We start from the raw sequence: 13,024 nt of genomic DNA, 5'->3' as shown, positions 1-13,024 counted from the left end.
TTCATCACTTCCTATTTTTGTATTTTATTTGCGCGGTCGTGCAATGATTTTAATCGGCGTTCCTTCAAAACCAAACGCGTCGCGAATGCGATTTTCTAAGAAGCGTTCATAAGAGAAATGCATTAACTCTGGATCGTTGACAAAGATAACAAATGTAGGCGGCTTTACAGCAACTTGTGTTGCATAATAAATTTTTAAGCGCTGGCCATTATGTGTCGGTGTTGGATTCATCGCGACCGCATCCATAATTACTTCGTTTAACACATTCGTTTGGACGCGCATCGCATGATTTTCGCTGACCATTTGAATCATTGGCAATAGTTTATGAAGACGCTGCTTTGTTTTCGCAGAAACAAATATAATCGGCGCATAATCAAGGAATTGGAAATGGTCACGAATTTTCCGTTCAAACTCAATTAATGTTTTATCATCTTTTTCAATCGCATCCCATTTATTGACCACGATAATTACTGCACGTCCCGCTTCATGAGCATAGCCAGCAATTTTTTTATCTTGCTCAATAATTCCTTCTTCAGCATTTAATACAACGAGCACAACATCCGAACGTTCAATCGCTTTTAAAGCCCGCAACACACTATATTTTTCGGTGCTTTCGTACACTTTTCCTCTTTTTCTCATACCTGCTGTATCAATAATGACATATTCTTGTCCTTCGCGAGTAAAGTTTGTATCGACAGCATCCCGCGTCGTTCCTGCAATATCGCTGACAATGACGCGATCTTCGCCTAAAATCGCATTGACTAATGATGATTTGCCGACATTTGGTCTGCCGATCAAACAAAATTTAATGACATCTTCTTCGTAGTCTTCTTGTTCTTGTTTTGGAAAATGGGCAACAACCGCATCCAATAAATCACCGAGACCAAGCCCGTGCGTACCGGAAATCGGATATGGTTCACCAAAACCAAGTGTGTAGAAATCGTAAATGTTTTCCCGCATCTCTGGATTATCAATTTTATTTACCGCTAACACGACCGGTTTATTGGAACGGCGCAAAATTCTCGCCACTTCTTCATCCGTCGCTGTTACACCATCGCGGCCATTCGTCATAAAAATAATCACATCTGCTTCATCAATAGCAATTTCCGCCTGTTCTCGAATTTGCGCTAAAAACGGTTCATCACCAATATCAATTCCACCTGTATCAATAATGTTAAATTTTCGATTGAGCCACTCGCCGCTGCTATAAATACGGTCGCGCGTAACCCCTGGTACATCCTCAACAATCGAAATACGTTCTCCAGCAATTCGGTTAAAAATTGTTGACTTTCCGACATTTGGTCGTCCAACAATCGCTACAACTGGATTCGGCATCATATCACCCTTCCTCTCAAAATCATATGTATCCACATGCACAAATTCATTGCTTTACATCTCAATGTAAACAAAAAAGAAGCCCTTCTATACAATGAAGGGTCTAGCTGTTTTATTGTACCAAAAACTCCCCATTTCAACAACAGGGGTCTGACCTCCATTACATCACCGCGGTGAATCGCTAGGGGTCTGACCCCCATCGCATTAATACGGTGAAGCACTATAGTTAAGCCTCCCTTTTAATGTTTAACGATGATGAGGAGTTCGTCAGATAAGGAGTGGGCAATGCCATCAAGAATGGCTTCTAGGTTTGTAGCAACGCTTTCCATTTCTTCTCTTGTGTCACATGTAAAAATCGGGGCTCCGCCGGCTATTTTGTTCGAATTGGTTGTAATGACGGCTAAAATGAGCTTTTCATGCGTCATCGCAATTTTCTCCCCTTTTTATTCGCTTCCGATTTTGTCGGCATACGAATCGCATTTTCTAATGTTGGGACATTGCCGATAATCGTCTTTGCTTTTTCAATGTCTTTTTCTTGCGGCAAAATAAAAATTCCGACCCGCCCGTCATCTAAGTCGCGTTTGGCGAGAGGTACCAAAGCCGGTGTCCCTGAATCCCGATATACTCCAAGCGCTGTTGAAATGTCATGCAAAATCGCTTGTCTCTGCCCTAAATTCGCAATCGTTGAACGCGCGTTAAAATTTTTCGGTTTCAAAATAAATCCCATCCCGTATCGCAAAATTTCCTTTTGTCTTGCTGGCAATCCAATATTCATAATATAGATGTTATCTACATATAAACCTGCTCCTTCAAAATGGGGTTCCACATATTCGATATCCACTATATCTTTTAAACGACTGCCAGACATAAATTTTCGCGCCACTAATAAACCGATGATGCTTGCAATAACCCCGGCCCAAATATTCCAAACAAGATAAGCAAGCGTCGAAACAAACGATGCAAAAATAACTAAATAGTTTCTTCCTTCAAACACAATCGCAATTCCTTCAATATACGGTTTCCCGCGAGGCACTAGTTCATATTGATCCAATTCATTCAATGTGTTGCGCTCCATATTGCGTACATCGCGGAATTGAGAAGCAGCTAATGCTAAAAACGTGATTGCCGCAAACTCCTTTTCCATGATTGCAGGAACAGCAATCGTTCCTAATCCTGCAGCAATGAATCCTAACGCGATATGAATAATTTTCCCGTGAAGATATGTAGGATATTGCCGATAATCCGTTTTCAACAAATATAGCCTTGTTACTACTCCTATAAACACACCAAACACGATTGGAAATGTATACTCATTCATGATTGTTTCGTCTCCTTCACTCCCTTTTGTGCAAATAAGTCGACATAAGCGCTTGCATTTTCCAGAACAAACCATCCAAACATCAATGACCAAGAAATGAGAAGCATATCAAAAAACGCTAAAGAACCAATTACATATGAAAAAGAAAAACGTTTTAATATGACCGCATATAAAAAATCACCTTGACAAGCCCCAATAATGAAACATAACAAACGAGAATAAAAATCGCCATAAAGCATGATCGTAATGATAGTTAAAATAACAGCGAGCATCCATGTCTGATTCAGAAACACCCAAACTGGATCAAATAACGCAAACAATTGAAACGACACATACGCAAGCGTCACAATGATTGAACTAATCAGCATATAAATGAGCTGCCATCTATTTCTTCGTGCTGCAAAGTAACACGCCATAAAAAGAATAAAAATATAAGATAATGTCAACTGGAATGAACCGATTGTTGTTTCGTAAATCGATATTGTAATCAAAATAAGCAAAGTCACCGCAAATAAAGTTCGCACTTTATCCTTTTTCATAAGAAACGTATAAATCACCCAAAGCATCCACGAAAACCAATAGAAGTAAATACCATCCATCTTTTCCACCCCCTACTATTCCCATTATTTCATGTTTTTATAAAACTTAATCGATGTATAAAAAAAACAAAAATTGACATAGTAAAAATGAACAGTAGGAAAGGGGCACAAGTCATGGGAAAAGATCGCCAAGAAAAAAAATTAAAGCAATCGCGTCGAGTCGAATCCGACCGCGATCAATCACTTGAATACAAAGGTGCGGCAAGACTTGAAGATGCACAAGCAGCACGAGAACGAAACAAGCAATAGGAAAAGCGGAGGCGACCCAATTTCGCCTAAAAGCTGCCCACGTCCTGTGGACAACGTCGAAATGTCGCCATCCTGGATCCCGCGATGGGCAAATGTTCTTCACCCGCAGAGGTGCTTGTCACCTCGAGGGAGAAGGTTATTTGACCCTGAGCGGTTGGTCGCTGGAGCTAGACAATAAAGAAAAGCGGAGTCGGCGCGTTTATCTATGACACTCGCTTGAAGATTCGCAAAGAAAGCATCAAAAAAGCTGATTCGATGTTATAAATCGAGTCAGCTTTCGCTTTCAAAGGATTGAAAAAGTCGATCGTCAAACGAACCTCATGAACGTTTTCTCAGACTGCTGAATTTTGGCAATGTATTTGATGTTCAGCTCCCTTAATCGCCTTAAGAGGATAACATCACAAATCTTGTTCTGTACTTCTTTTCATCCGTCATCTCCATTGATAAAGAGCCCGTTTCGAATGAGTTCCTCAAGACAAAATACGTGAGAAACTTTCCTTTATTTTCCAAGCATTCTTCCGAGAGGTTTATAAATGTAATCGATCATCTGCGTCGGACCCGGAAGATCGGGGTTTAATATTAATACAATCGCAAGAATCGTTCCAAGGCTTAGCAGCGCAATAAAAACAATTTTTTCTTTTTTCTGTGTCCGATTGATTCGCGGCCACTCGTATAGAAAGATGAGCGCGACCAGAACAAGAGTACCTAGTATAAAACCAGTTTTCATTATTGTTTCACCTCTTGTTCAGGCAATCCTTGCGGAGCAGTGTTCATTCCTGGTCTGCGGACGTATACCTTCGTCTTCACGACCACTTCAACGGTAGGGAAGATTTCCTCCCAGCGATTCTTTACACGGTTCCATTCTCTTGGATATTTTCGATGAAAAATCTCTGCGAATCCAAAAATATCGGCTTTCAGCTCTTTTTGTACTTTTTTCAATGCGGCTCTAATGCGCTTATCCGTTTCATTTTCCAATTCTTTTTCGATCATTTTCGTATGCTTAGGGTTTAGCAAGTCCAATTTCGTTCCGTTTAATAGGATATCGTCTTCCGCAGTCGCTTTCACGATCATCTTCCACTTGCCTTTCCCATATTTAGGGATGAATTCCGTATGCGCTCTTATCAGCGTGGACGTGATATTTCCCTTTTCACCTTTAAGCCTAACCGTGATATTCGCCAGTTTGATCTCATTTCTGAGCCAAAGCACGCCCCGAGTCAATTTATCATCAATATCCCCGATCATTTTATCCTTCTTAAAAATGGCGGTGCGTTGGATAAACGCAATGGTTTGCAGCTCTTTTTTCCCTTTTTCTGGAGGCAAGATCTTCACCATGGGAAGAGCCGCTGCACCGGCATCGCCGCTTAGCATTTGCAGAGCGTCTTTTATCGTTACTCGCAATAAAAGTTGCGATTCTGACAATTCCCGCATCACTTCTGCTGAGCTTTGCTCGATCGGGGGAAGCAATTCGAGAACGCTTTTCGCAGTTCCTTTACTCACTAATACATTGGAACGAAGACGGGTTTGCGGATTGCGGCTCAGAAAGTCCAGATGCTGACGAATCCCTGCTTTTGCTGCTCTCTCCCCGAACACGACTACCTTGGTGTGTCCCCAAAAGACACGGCGAGAAAGCTTTTCTTGCAAGTTTGAGATCGCATCAGCCACGGTGGCACCTGTACCCGATCTTACTATCGTTTCACCACCGCCGCCACCACCGCCACCCATCTGACCTCCTCCACCAATTGATTTCGGGACGACTAGTTGTACTGTAAGCATGATTTTCCCATCTTTTTTTTGATCAATTCCTAACCCTACGATTAGCGCTAAATCGTTTACTTCCGTTCGGTCCCAACAGCCGCTTAGCAACATAAGATGAACGCAAACGAAAAGAATTTTTGCTGCTTTTTGTAAGATGCCCATTTTTGTCTATCTCCTTTTTACCCCTTGTTTCGTTGCTGTCTTTATCCTTGGTATTTTCCCTGATTTGAGTTACTGGCTCTTTTGCGCCATTTTGCGATAAATAGGAGAATGAGAGGAATCCCCATTTGAATCGAAATTCGGTAAAACGGGGAAGAGCTTCCTAGAAAATGGGTCAATTCCATTAAATTCGACGCTGACCAGATAGAAAATAACAGCAATAAAAATCCCACGGGAAAAATGATCGGGCGATAATCTGACAAATTCAGCCATTGAGCCGTTCCCAATACTAAAGCGTAATAAAAGACAGCAATCTTCAAAAAAACACCTGCTACCCAAAGGGCCGCTACAATAGCTTCAATATGTTCTAGAAAGCCCGCGATACTAATGTAACGGACGGCGCTCATCGCGGGGTAGATAAAACCGGCTGTGAGTTCTCCTAAGACGAAAAGAACGGCAATGTTAACGAAAGATAAGGTCAACATGACCGCGACGACCGAGATCATGCCCCATTTTTTTGCTTTATTACGATCGGCTACGTAAGGAAGCAGAAAAGCGATGAGGAAGAACTCAGTAAACCAACCTTGTGGGATCACCGCCCCCTTGAGCGAGGGCATCATTCCTTTTTCCATGATAGGAAACATATTCGCTACTTCCATATCCGGGATCAAAAGGATAAGAAGGATCAATATCATGATAATCACAACTGGTACGATCATTTCCGCAAGCCTGCCTATCACTTCCAAACCGCAGCGGACGGCAAAGGAGCACACTAGGATAATAGTTCCCATCACAAAGACTAATGGAGTATGCAAAAGAAAGCTGCCTACAATAAATTCGCCATACTCCCGGATAATAATTCCACTTACATGCAAATAGAAAAATAAAAAGATCAACCCAACTGCTTTTCCCAGAAACTTGCCGAGAATATCCTCACTGTACTCGATGAGGTTTTTTTGCGGATAGAGCTGATGCAACTGAACGGCGATATAAACCGTCAGAAAGCCGATGAAAGAAGCCCAGAAGGGAGAGAGCCACATATCCTGCTTCGCTTGTCGGGCGGTGATTGCAGGGACTAAGAGAATGGCTGTTGCGATGATCGTAAGATACATCATTATCCCCATTTGTGTAGCAGATATTTTTCCTTTCTCGATCATAATGACCCTCCTTTGCCTTTACTCGTCTTGTCATTTCCGTAATCAGGATTCGGTTTCTGATTCGGACCTTGTCGCTGAATGTTGTCCGTTAAACTGGGGCGTGTATTGAGCTTCCACCAAGGTGCGCGCACCAACACGTCTTTCATTTCACGACCTTGCATTGGAGCCAAGGGAGATAAATAGGGAACACCAAAAGAACGAAGCGCCGCCATATGAGTAAGAATCATGAGCAGCCCAAGCATAATCCCAAGAAGCCCTAACGTCCCTGCCAACAAGATCATCGGAAAGCGCAGCATCCTTAATGCGATTCCAGCCGTATAGCGGGGAATGGTAAAAGAGGCAATCCCCGTCAAGGAGACCACCATGATCAAAGGAGCAGAAACAATTCCTGCTTGGACCGCAGCTTGCCCAATCACTAACGCACCAACGATACTAACTGCGGCACCTGCTTGTTTAGGAAGCCTCACCCCCGCTTCACGCAGGGCCTCAAATACAATTTCCATGATTAACGCTTCAACTAGCGCCGGAAAGGGAACCAGCTCCCGAGAAGCAGCGATCGTTACCAAAAGTGTAGTAGGAATCATTTCCTGATGAAAGGTAAGGATCGCCACATACAACGAGGGCAGTAAAAGAGATATCAAGAGAAATAGATAGCGCAACCAGCGGGTTACCGTGCTAATTAAAGATCGTTGGTAGTAATCTTCAGTTGATTGCAGCAAAGAATAAAAAGAAACCGGTACAATCAAAGCAAAAGGAGTGCCATCTTGAAGAATCGCTACTCGTCCTTCCAGCAGACTCGCCACCACAACGTCAGGGCGTTCGGTATTCAAGACTTGAGGAAATGGGGAATATGGATTATCCTCGATGTACTCTTCAATGTAGCTCGTTTCCAAAATGCCGTCGACTTTGATGCGGTTAAGCCGGGTCTCTACTTCTTGGAGTAACGTTTGCTCAGCAATTCCTTCAATATAAGAGATAACTACTTCGGTCTGGGTATACTCCCCTATTTTCATTGATTTCATTTTTAGCTGCGGGCTTCTCATTTTTCTTCGCAATAAAGCAAGATTAGTCCCTAATGATTCGGTGAAACCCTCCCGCGGTCCTCTTATCACGGATTCCCCCACCGGTTCTTCGATGGAACGTTTTTCCCATTTTGACAAACCTAAAGCAAATCCTTCGATTTGCTTGTCGATAAGCAAGACCGGGCTTCCACCAGAGATATATTCAATGCACTCTGTAATTGTTCGTACCTTCTTTATCTTAGAAACAGTCAATTTTTGTTCTAGTATATGATTTACATCAATCCCCATATCGATAGACTGTTGCTCGCCATTCACTCTAACATCGCTTTCTTTCATGAGAGGGGCAAGCACGCTTGCGTCGGTTTCTTCGATATTGGCTAAACCGTCGATATAGATCAGAGCCGCTTTTGTTTTTCCACCAATTTGAAATTGGCGAAAAACGACATCCATACAATTTTGATAGATATTTTGCAGTTCTTGTAGATTTTGGTCTAAGTTGTTAGAAAGAAAGCCCTGTTGTTGCTGATTTTGATTCTGTTGTTTTTGGTTTTGCTCCTGCTGCTTCTTTACTTTTTTTTTTACTTTCTTTAAAAAAAACATACGATTCCCTTCTTTCTAACGGTAGACGTTCTTAACCTCTATTTTTTCCATTTTTTAAATGAGATAATCTCTTTTCTGACAATAAAATAAAAACCCCCTTCGTCCCGTGATTTTAGTCATCGGGATGAAGGGGTGAATTTATCGACAACTATATACTTTCGTGTCAAATCCTCTTTCCGTTAACCAATGATGCGTATCGCCACGAATGACAAGCGGAACACGCTGTAATTTTCCAATCGTTTTCGTACCAAGAGCGCTCATAATAAGCGATAAATCAGAATGCAAATTCTCAATTTCCTCTATTAATGATGGTATTCCTTCTTCAAGCAACAATTTTAAAAAATAGCCAGCAAAGCCAACAGCCGATGCTCCTAAAGCAAGCACCTTCGCTGCGTCCAAAGCCGTTCGCACACCACCGCTGCCGATGACATACAGAAAAGGAACGGTTTGTGAAACTTCGACAATGGAGGCGGTAGTAGAAATTCCCCAATCATTAAAATAGGTTAACATTTTCGAACGTCGTTTGTTTTCAATTCGTGCAAAATTCGTGCCACCAAAGCCGCCAACATCAACAATTCTCACGCCAATATTTGCTAGTTTCGAAGCTGTTTCTTTACTCATGCCGAACCCTACTTCTTTTACAATAACAGGCACTTCAATTTGTTGAACGATTTGTTCGATCCGCTTTAACGCATCAGTAAAATCGCGATCTCCTTCAGGCATGACCAATTCCTGAATCACATTTAAATGAATTTGCAGGCCATTTGCTTCAATCATGTCAATCGCTCTTTTGGCATCTTCCACAGTGGCTTCGCTACCAAGGTTGGCGAAAATCACACCGTTCGGGTTGACTTTCCGTACGATCTCAAAAGAAGGCCTCTCATTAGGGTCTTTTATTGCTGCCATTTGTGAACCAACTGCCATCGCAATGCCGCATTCTTTCGCAACAATGGCTAATGCTTCATTAATCTTTAAAGTCGCTTCCCCACCACCGCCGGTCATTGCATTGATAAAAATAGGCGAACTTAACGAAAGTTCGCCTAACGTTGTCCGTAAATCAATTTGTGTGGTGGATAAATCAGGCAGGCTCTGATGCACAAACGTTATATCTTCAAAACCATGCGCCTTCGCTTGACCCGTTGACAGCGCATGTTCGATATGGTCTATTTTTCGTTTTGCTCTGCTCACCTTCAATCACCATTATTTATTATTGTTTTAATTTCTTTAGCTGCTCACCAAGCACTTCACCGATTTGGAATCCAGTTCGTTCATTGGAAGTTTGCGCATATTTGCTGTAGTCTTCCTCATTGGCTACATCTTCTAACTCTTTCATACTTAAAGAAATACGACGCTCCGCTTCATTTACATCAAGCACCTTAACCTTTACAACATCGCCTTCTTTTAACACTTCATGCGGCTTAGCGATGCGTTTATCGGAAATTTGTGAAATATGAACAAGTCCCTCCACACCAGGAAAAATCTCAACAAACGCACCGAATGAAGCAAGACGTTTTACTTTTCCTTCAATCACATCACCTGCAGCTACCTTTTGAGAAATGCCGTCCCATGGCCCCGGCAATGTCTCTTTAATCGACAAAGAAATTCGTTCATTATCGCGATCAACAGAAAGAACTTTTACTTTTACGGTTTGACCTTCCGCCACAACTTCAGAAGGGTGACTTACACGAGTATGTGAAAGTTGAGAGATATGTACTAATCCATCAACACCGCCAATATCAACGAATACGCCAAAATCAGCAATTCGCTGAACCGTTCCTTCTAACACTTGACCTGCTTCGATTTGGTTATAAGTTTGCCTTTTCTGCTCTGCCTGCTCTTGTTCAAGAACAGCACGATGCGATAAAATAACACGATTTTTCTCACGGTCTAATTCTTCGACTTTCACCTTTAACGTGCGGCCCTTGTAGTCCGAGAAATCTTCAACAAAGTGCGTTTCTACTAATGAAGCCGGGATGAATCCTCTTACGCCGACATCAGCGACAAGGCCGCTTTTGACGACATCTTTTATAACGACCTCAAACACTTCACCGCTTTCAAATTTTTCCTGCAAGTCCTCCCATGCTTTTTCCGTATCGACTGCTTTTTTCGATAAAATTAAAAGTCCATCATCTCCGTCTGCAGACTCTTCCACTTTTTTTACTTTAGCGATTACTTCATCGCCAACTGCAAGAACATCACCTGCTTTTTCAACATGAAGACTAGACAATTCGCTAATTGGAATGATTCCGCTTTGCTTGCTCCCTTCAATATCGATCAACACTTGTTTGTCCTCGACTTTTGCGACACGCCCCTTCACAATATCGCCTACATGATACACTTTGACTTCCAAATTCATATCCTCTACCATCTTGAAACCTCCTTAAATACACGGCTTAAGTTCACCTTGCAAAGCCGTTCACGGAATTTTTTAATAAATCCCCTATTTTTCTTCATGCAAATGAAAATAAAATAGAGAACAAGCTTCTCAAATTATTATACCATATTTTCTGAAAATTAATGTAACAAAACACTACGATGTTTCAACGTTTAATGTTGTTCTAAAAGAGCTTGAATATGACTCATAATATATTCCGTTGCTTCTTCCGGAGAAGTCTTTTTTTCACGAAGCTCCTGCATATCAATCGGCTTTCCGTATACAACTTTCAGCGTTCGAAACGGTTTATATGGACCGACGATTGCACACGGAACAACGAAGGCATTTGTCCGTAAAGCAAAAAAACCAACGCCTGATAATCCTTTTCTAAGCTTTCCATCTTTGCTTCGCGTTCCTTCCGGAAAAATACCAAGCACTTTGCCATCTTTAAGTATATCAAGCCCAGTGCGCAATGCTTGACGATCGCTCATTCCACGTTTGACAGGAAAGGCATTCAAGTTTCGAATGATATGTTTTAAAATCGGCACACGAAACAGCTCTTCTTTTGCCATAAAATGAACCGGACGTGGAGCAGTAATACCTACCACAGGTGGATCAAGATTACTAATATGGTTGGAACAAAGAAGCACTCCGCCTTCTTTCGGAAAATGCTCCCCCCCCACGACTTCAATACGATAAATAGGTTTTAAAATGCCAGAAACGACACCTTTAGCAAATGAGTAAAAACTCAACGCCATCAAATCCTTTCATTAACAATCTCCATAATTCGTTTCACTACATCATCAATGGATAAAGACGTCGTATCAATCTCAATGGCATCTTCTGCTTTTTTTAACGGCGCAATTTCTCGTTCAGAATCAAGCTTGTCTCTGTAAGCAATTTCTTCTTTTAATTTCTCTAAATCTGATTCGAATCCTCTTGCTAAATTTTCCGCGTGACGCCGTTTCGCTCGTTCTTCCACTGATGCCTTTAAGAAAATTTTTACTTCCGCATTCGGAAGTACATGTGTCCCAATATCGCGTCCATCCATGACAACGCCTCCGTTTTGTGCAAATGCGCGCTGCCGGGCAACCATCTCCTCGCGCACTAATTTATGTTTTGCGACAATCGATACGGAATTGGTCACATCCGCTTGACGAATAACATTGGTGACGTCCTCACCATTCATGAAAACAAGTTGTCCATACTCGGATGGCTTCAATTCAATATATGTATCTTTTAATATATTCAGTAATTGATGTTCATCATTTAAATCGATTCCTTCTTGTAAGGCACGATACGTCAGAGCACGATACATCGCTCCTGTATCGATATACAGATATGAAAGGTTTTCTGCTAACCTCTTCGCTACAGTACTCTTTCCAGCAGCTGCTGGTCCATCAATCGCAATTGAAATACGTTTATCCATAATTCCTCCCAAACTTACAAAAATAAATTTATTATCAAGAAAAAAAGCAGGAAACTCCTGCATTCGATGTTATTTTAACATATGGACCGTTATTGGTCGAATGTTTCAATTGTTTTCGTGACATGATTCTTGCTTACACCTTCATACTCATATATTTTGCCTAAATAAGGGGAAAATGGTGTATATAGAATCATAAATTGGGCGATAAGCAAAAAAATAAATTGAATCACAACTAGCTTCAGTAAAATTCGTTCGATTCGTTTCACACCCATCCACCTTTCTTTTGATTCGGCTGTAAAAGCCGTTTTTCCGCTAATAACGCTTTACTTTCATATTATTTCATTTCATTTCGCTCTTTATTCTTCTCCAATGCCTTTCTGCCGTTGCTCCAGCTGCTTTTCAAAACTATAACGAATTAATAACAACCGTTCTTGCTGTGTCATATTAAGAAATTGAAGTGATGCTTTTTCGACTGATGAATGCTCAACTTTAAAAATGCGAACGACTTTAGATGGGATATTTAAATAATGGATATCTCCTGAGCGCATATGAAGAACTAACCACACATCTACCGTCATTCCCGGTTCAAACCCTTTTATTTTGTGAGGAAGAACAATAGCAGCACCACCAGCACTTATGTCGCTCGTTACGGTTGTAAACGGAGAAAATTTTCCATTAAGCGGATGAATGGCTACATCTACATTTGCTTCTACACGAACATATTGTCGTCGTTGTATACGAATAAGCTGCTGCTCTCCTGGATAAGAAAGAACAACAAGCGGAATCGGTTGTTTGATTTTCCCTGTTACTTCTGTATCAAATAAATAGAGGGAATGGTCGTTGCTGACAAAACTTGCTTTAAACTGCATACCGTTTAATAAGAAAACAGTTCTTCCTGTCTCCATATTCACTGGATAATTGATATGTATACTGTTAGGGAAAATTTCTGCTACTTTGCATTTATATTTATGTTCTGTTTGTCCATTAATCGGTTCTAAAATTAACGTACTGCCTATTTTTAACATGC

At 41.4% G+C, this 13,024-nt stretch carries 15 protein-coding genes; 1 reads left to right on the top strand and 14 read right to left on the bottom strand.

What is annotated here, in order from left to right; genetic code table 11:
• Positions 1–24: 24 nt before the first annotated feature.
• The 4 genes from der to HNQ85_RS02060 all read right to left on the bottom strand — a co-directional run bounded on the left by der (position 25) and on the right by HNQ85_RS02060 (position 3,252).
• A complete protein-coding gene (gene der / locus HNQ85_RS02075; protein ID WP_181536486.1) occupies positions 25–1,335 on the bottom strand; it encodes a ribosome biogenesis GTPase Der in 1,311 nt (436 codons plus the stop codon).
• Between the two features lie 239 nt (positions 1,336–1,574).
• A complete protein-coding gene (locus HNQ85_RS02070) occupies positions 1,575–1,760 on the bottom strand; it encodes a capping complex subunit for YIEGIA (RefSeq protein ID WP_181535733.1) in 186 nt (61 codons plus the stop codon).
• The gene (locus HNQ85_RS02065) at positions 1,757–2,653 is read right to left on the bottom strand and encodes a YIEGIA family protein (protein WP_181535731.1); all 897 of its coding nucleotides are present in this window, start codon (positions 2,651–2,653) and stop codon (positions 1,757–1,759) included. The genes HNQ85_RS02070 and HNQ85_RS02065 overlap by 4 nt, the downstream gene beginning before the upstream one ends.
• On the bottom strand, positions 2,650–3,252 hold the full coding sequence (locus tag HNQ85_RS02060) for a YphA family membrane protein (protein WP_181535729.1): 603 nt from the start codon (positions 3,250–3,252) through the stop codon (positions 2,650–2,652). The genes HNQ85_RS02065 and HNQ85_RS02060 overlap by 4 nt, the downstream gene beginning before the upstream one ends.
• A 114-nt stretch (positions 3,253–3,366) precedes the next feature.
• Between HNQ85_RS02060 and HNQ85_RS02055 the strand changes: the two genes are divergently transcribed.
• Positions 3,367–3,501, top strand: coding sequence for a YpzI family protein (locus HNQ85_RS02055; protein ID WP_181535727.1), 135 nt, complete (start codon positions 3,367–3,369; stop codon positions 3,499–3,501).
• Between the two features lie 499 nt (positions 3,502–4,000).
• On the opposite strand, the gene HNQ85_RS02050 is transcribed toward HNQ85_RS02055, so the two are convergent.
• The 10 genes from HNQ85_RS02050 to HNQ85_RS02005 form a co-directional block, all read right to left on the bottom strand.
• A complete protein-coding gene (locus tag HNQ85_RS02050; protein ID WP_181535725.1) occupies positions 4,001–4,228 on the bottom strand; it encodes a hypothetical protein in 228 nt (75 codons plus the stop codon).
• Positions 4,228–5,418: a Ger(x)C family spore germination protein gene (locus HNQ85_RS02045; protein ID WP_181535723.1), complete on the bottom strand. Its 1,191-nt coding sequence runs from the start codon at positions 5,416–5,418 to the stop codon at positions 4,228–4,230. Before HNQ85_RS02045 ends, HNQ85_RS02050 begins: the two co-directional genes overlap by 1 nt.
• A gap of 41 nt (positions 5,419–5,459) precedes the next feature.
• Positions 5,460–6,572 (bottom strand): GerAB/ArcD/ProY family transporter, encoded by a 1,113-nt coding sequence (locus tag HNQ85_RS02040; RefSeq protein ID WP_181535721.1) that lies wholly within the window; start codon positions 6,570–6,572, stop codon positions 5,460–5,462.
• A complete protein-coding gene (locus HNQ85_RS02035) occupies positions 6,569–8,194 on the bottom strand; it encodes a spore germination protein (RefSeq protein WP_181535719.1) in 1,626 nt (541 codons plus the stop codon). Before HNQ85_RS02035 ends, HNQ85_RS02040 begins: the two co-directional genes overlap by 4 nt.
• 138 nt (positions 8,195–8,332) lie before the next feature.
• Complete coding sequence (fni, locus tag HNQ85_RS02030; RefSeq protein WP_181535716.1) at positions 8,333–9,382, bottom strand: type 2 isopentenyl-diphosphate Delta-isomerase; 1,050 nt, start codon at positions 9,380–9,382, stop codon at positions 8,333–8,335.
• Positions 9,383–9,401: 19 nt separating this feature from the next.
• Positions 9,402–10,562: a 30S ribosomal protein S1 gene (rpsA, locus tag HNQ85_RS02025; RefSeq protein ID WP_181535714.1), complete on the bottom strand. Its 1,161-nt coding sequence runs from the start codon at positions 10,560–10,562 to the stop codon at positions 9,402–9,404.
• A 179-nt stretch (positions 10,563–10,741) separates the two neighbouring features.
• Positions 10,742–11,326 carry a lysophospholipid acyltransferase family protein gene (locus tag HNQ85_RS02020; protein WP_181535712.1) on the bottom strand — a complete coding sequence of 195 codons (585 nt, stop codon included), beginning with the start codon at positions 11,324–11,326 and terminating at the stop codon, positions 10,742–10,744.
• Entirely contained in the window at positions 11,326–11,997 is a 672-nt protein-coding gene (gene cmk / locus HNQ85_RS02015) for a (d)CMP kinase (protein ID WP_181535710.1), read from the bottom strand. The genes HNQ85_RS02020 and cmk overlap by 1 nt, the downstream gene beginning before the upstream one ends.
• Before the next feature lie 89 nt (positions 11,998–12,086).
• Positions 12,087–12,269, bottom strand: a complete 183-nt coding sequence (locus HNQ85_RS02010) for a YpfB family protein (protein ID WP_181535707.1) — start codon at positions 12,267–12,269, stop codon at positions 12,087–12,089.
• Between the two features lie 84 nt (positions 12,270–12,353).
• Positions 12,354–13,022, bottom strand: a complete 669-nt coding sequence (locus HNQ85_RS02005; protein ID WP_181535705.1) for a flagellar brake protein — start codon at positions 13,020–13,022, stop codon at positions 12,354–12,356.
• Positions 13,023–13,024 lie beyond the last annotated feature (2 nt).

Origin of the sequence: [Anoxybacillus] calidus (genome assembly GCF_013760845.1) — a bacterium.
GTDB classification, from domain to species: domain Bacteria; phylum Bacillota; class Bacilli; order Bacillales; family Anoxybacillaceae; genus Paranoxybacillus; species Paranoxybacillus calidus.
The sequence above is the reverse complement of the archived record's forward strand: the minus strand, read 5'-3'. Positions and strand labels throughout refer to the sequence as shown.

Excerpts from the sequence above, each read along its gene's own strand:
- HNQ85_RS02060 (WP_181535729.1), bottom strand. The coding sequence starts at position 3,252 with ATGGATGGTATTTACTTCTATTGGTTTTCGTGGATGCTTTGGGTGATT.
- HNQ85_RS02070 (WP_181535733.1), bottom strand. The coding sequence starts at position 1,760 with ATGACGCATGAAAAGCTCATTTTAGCCGTCATTACAACCAATTCGAAC.
- rpsA (WP_181535714.1), bottom strand. The coding sequence starts at position 10,562 with ATGGTAGAGGATATGAATTTGGAAGTCAAAGTGTATCATGTAGGCGAT.
- der (WP_181536486.1), bottom strand. The coding sequence starts at position 1,335 with ATGCCGAATCCAGTTGTAGCGATTGTTGGACGACCAAATGTCGGAAAG.
- HNQ85_RS02045 (WP_181535723.1), bottom strand. The coding sequence starts at position 5,418 with ATGGGCATCTTACAAAAAGCAGCAAAAATTCTTTTCGTTTGCGTTCAT.
- HNQ85_RS02040 (WP_181535721.1), bottom strand. The coding sequence starts at position 6,572 with ATGATCGAGAAAGGAAAAATATCTGCTACACAAATGGGGATAATGATG.
- HNQ85_RS02020 (WP_181535712.1), bottom strand. The coding sequence starts at position 11,326 with ATGGCGTTGAGTTTTTACTCATTTGCTAAAGGTGTCGTTTCTGGCATT.
- HNQ85_RS02065 (WP_181535731.1), bottom strand. The coding sequence starts at position 2,653 with ATGAATGAGTATACATTTCCAATCGTGTTTGGTGTGTTTATAGGAGTA.
- HNQ85_RS02050 (WP_181535725.1), bottom strand. The coding sequence starts at position 4,228 with ATGAAAACTGGTTTTATACTAGGTACTCTTGTTCTGGTCGCGCTCATC.
- cmk (WP_181535710.1), bottom strand. The coding sequence starts at position 11,997 with ATGGATAAACGTATTTCAATTGCGATTGATGGACCAGCAGCTGCTGGA.
- HNQ85_RS02055 (WP_181535727.1), top strand. The coding sequence starts at position 3,367 with ATGGGAAAAGATCGCCAAGAAAAAAAATTAAAGCAATCGCGTCGAGTC.
- HNQ85_RS02005 (WP_181535705.1), bottom strand. The coding sequence starts at position 13,022 with ATGTTAAAAATAGGCAGTACGTTAATTTTAGAACCGATTAATGGACAA.
- HNQ85_RS02035 (WP_181535719.1), bottom strand. The coding sequence starts at position 8,194 with ATGTTTTTTTTAAAGAAAGTAAAAAAAAAAGTAAAGAAGCAGCAGGAG.
- HNQ85_RS02010 (WP_181535707.1), bottom strand. The coding sequence starts at position 12,269 with ATGGGTGTGAAACGAATCGAACGAATTTTACTGAAGCTAGTTGTGATT.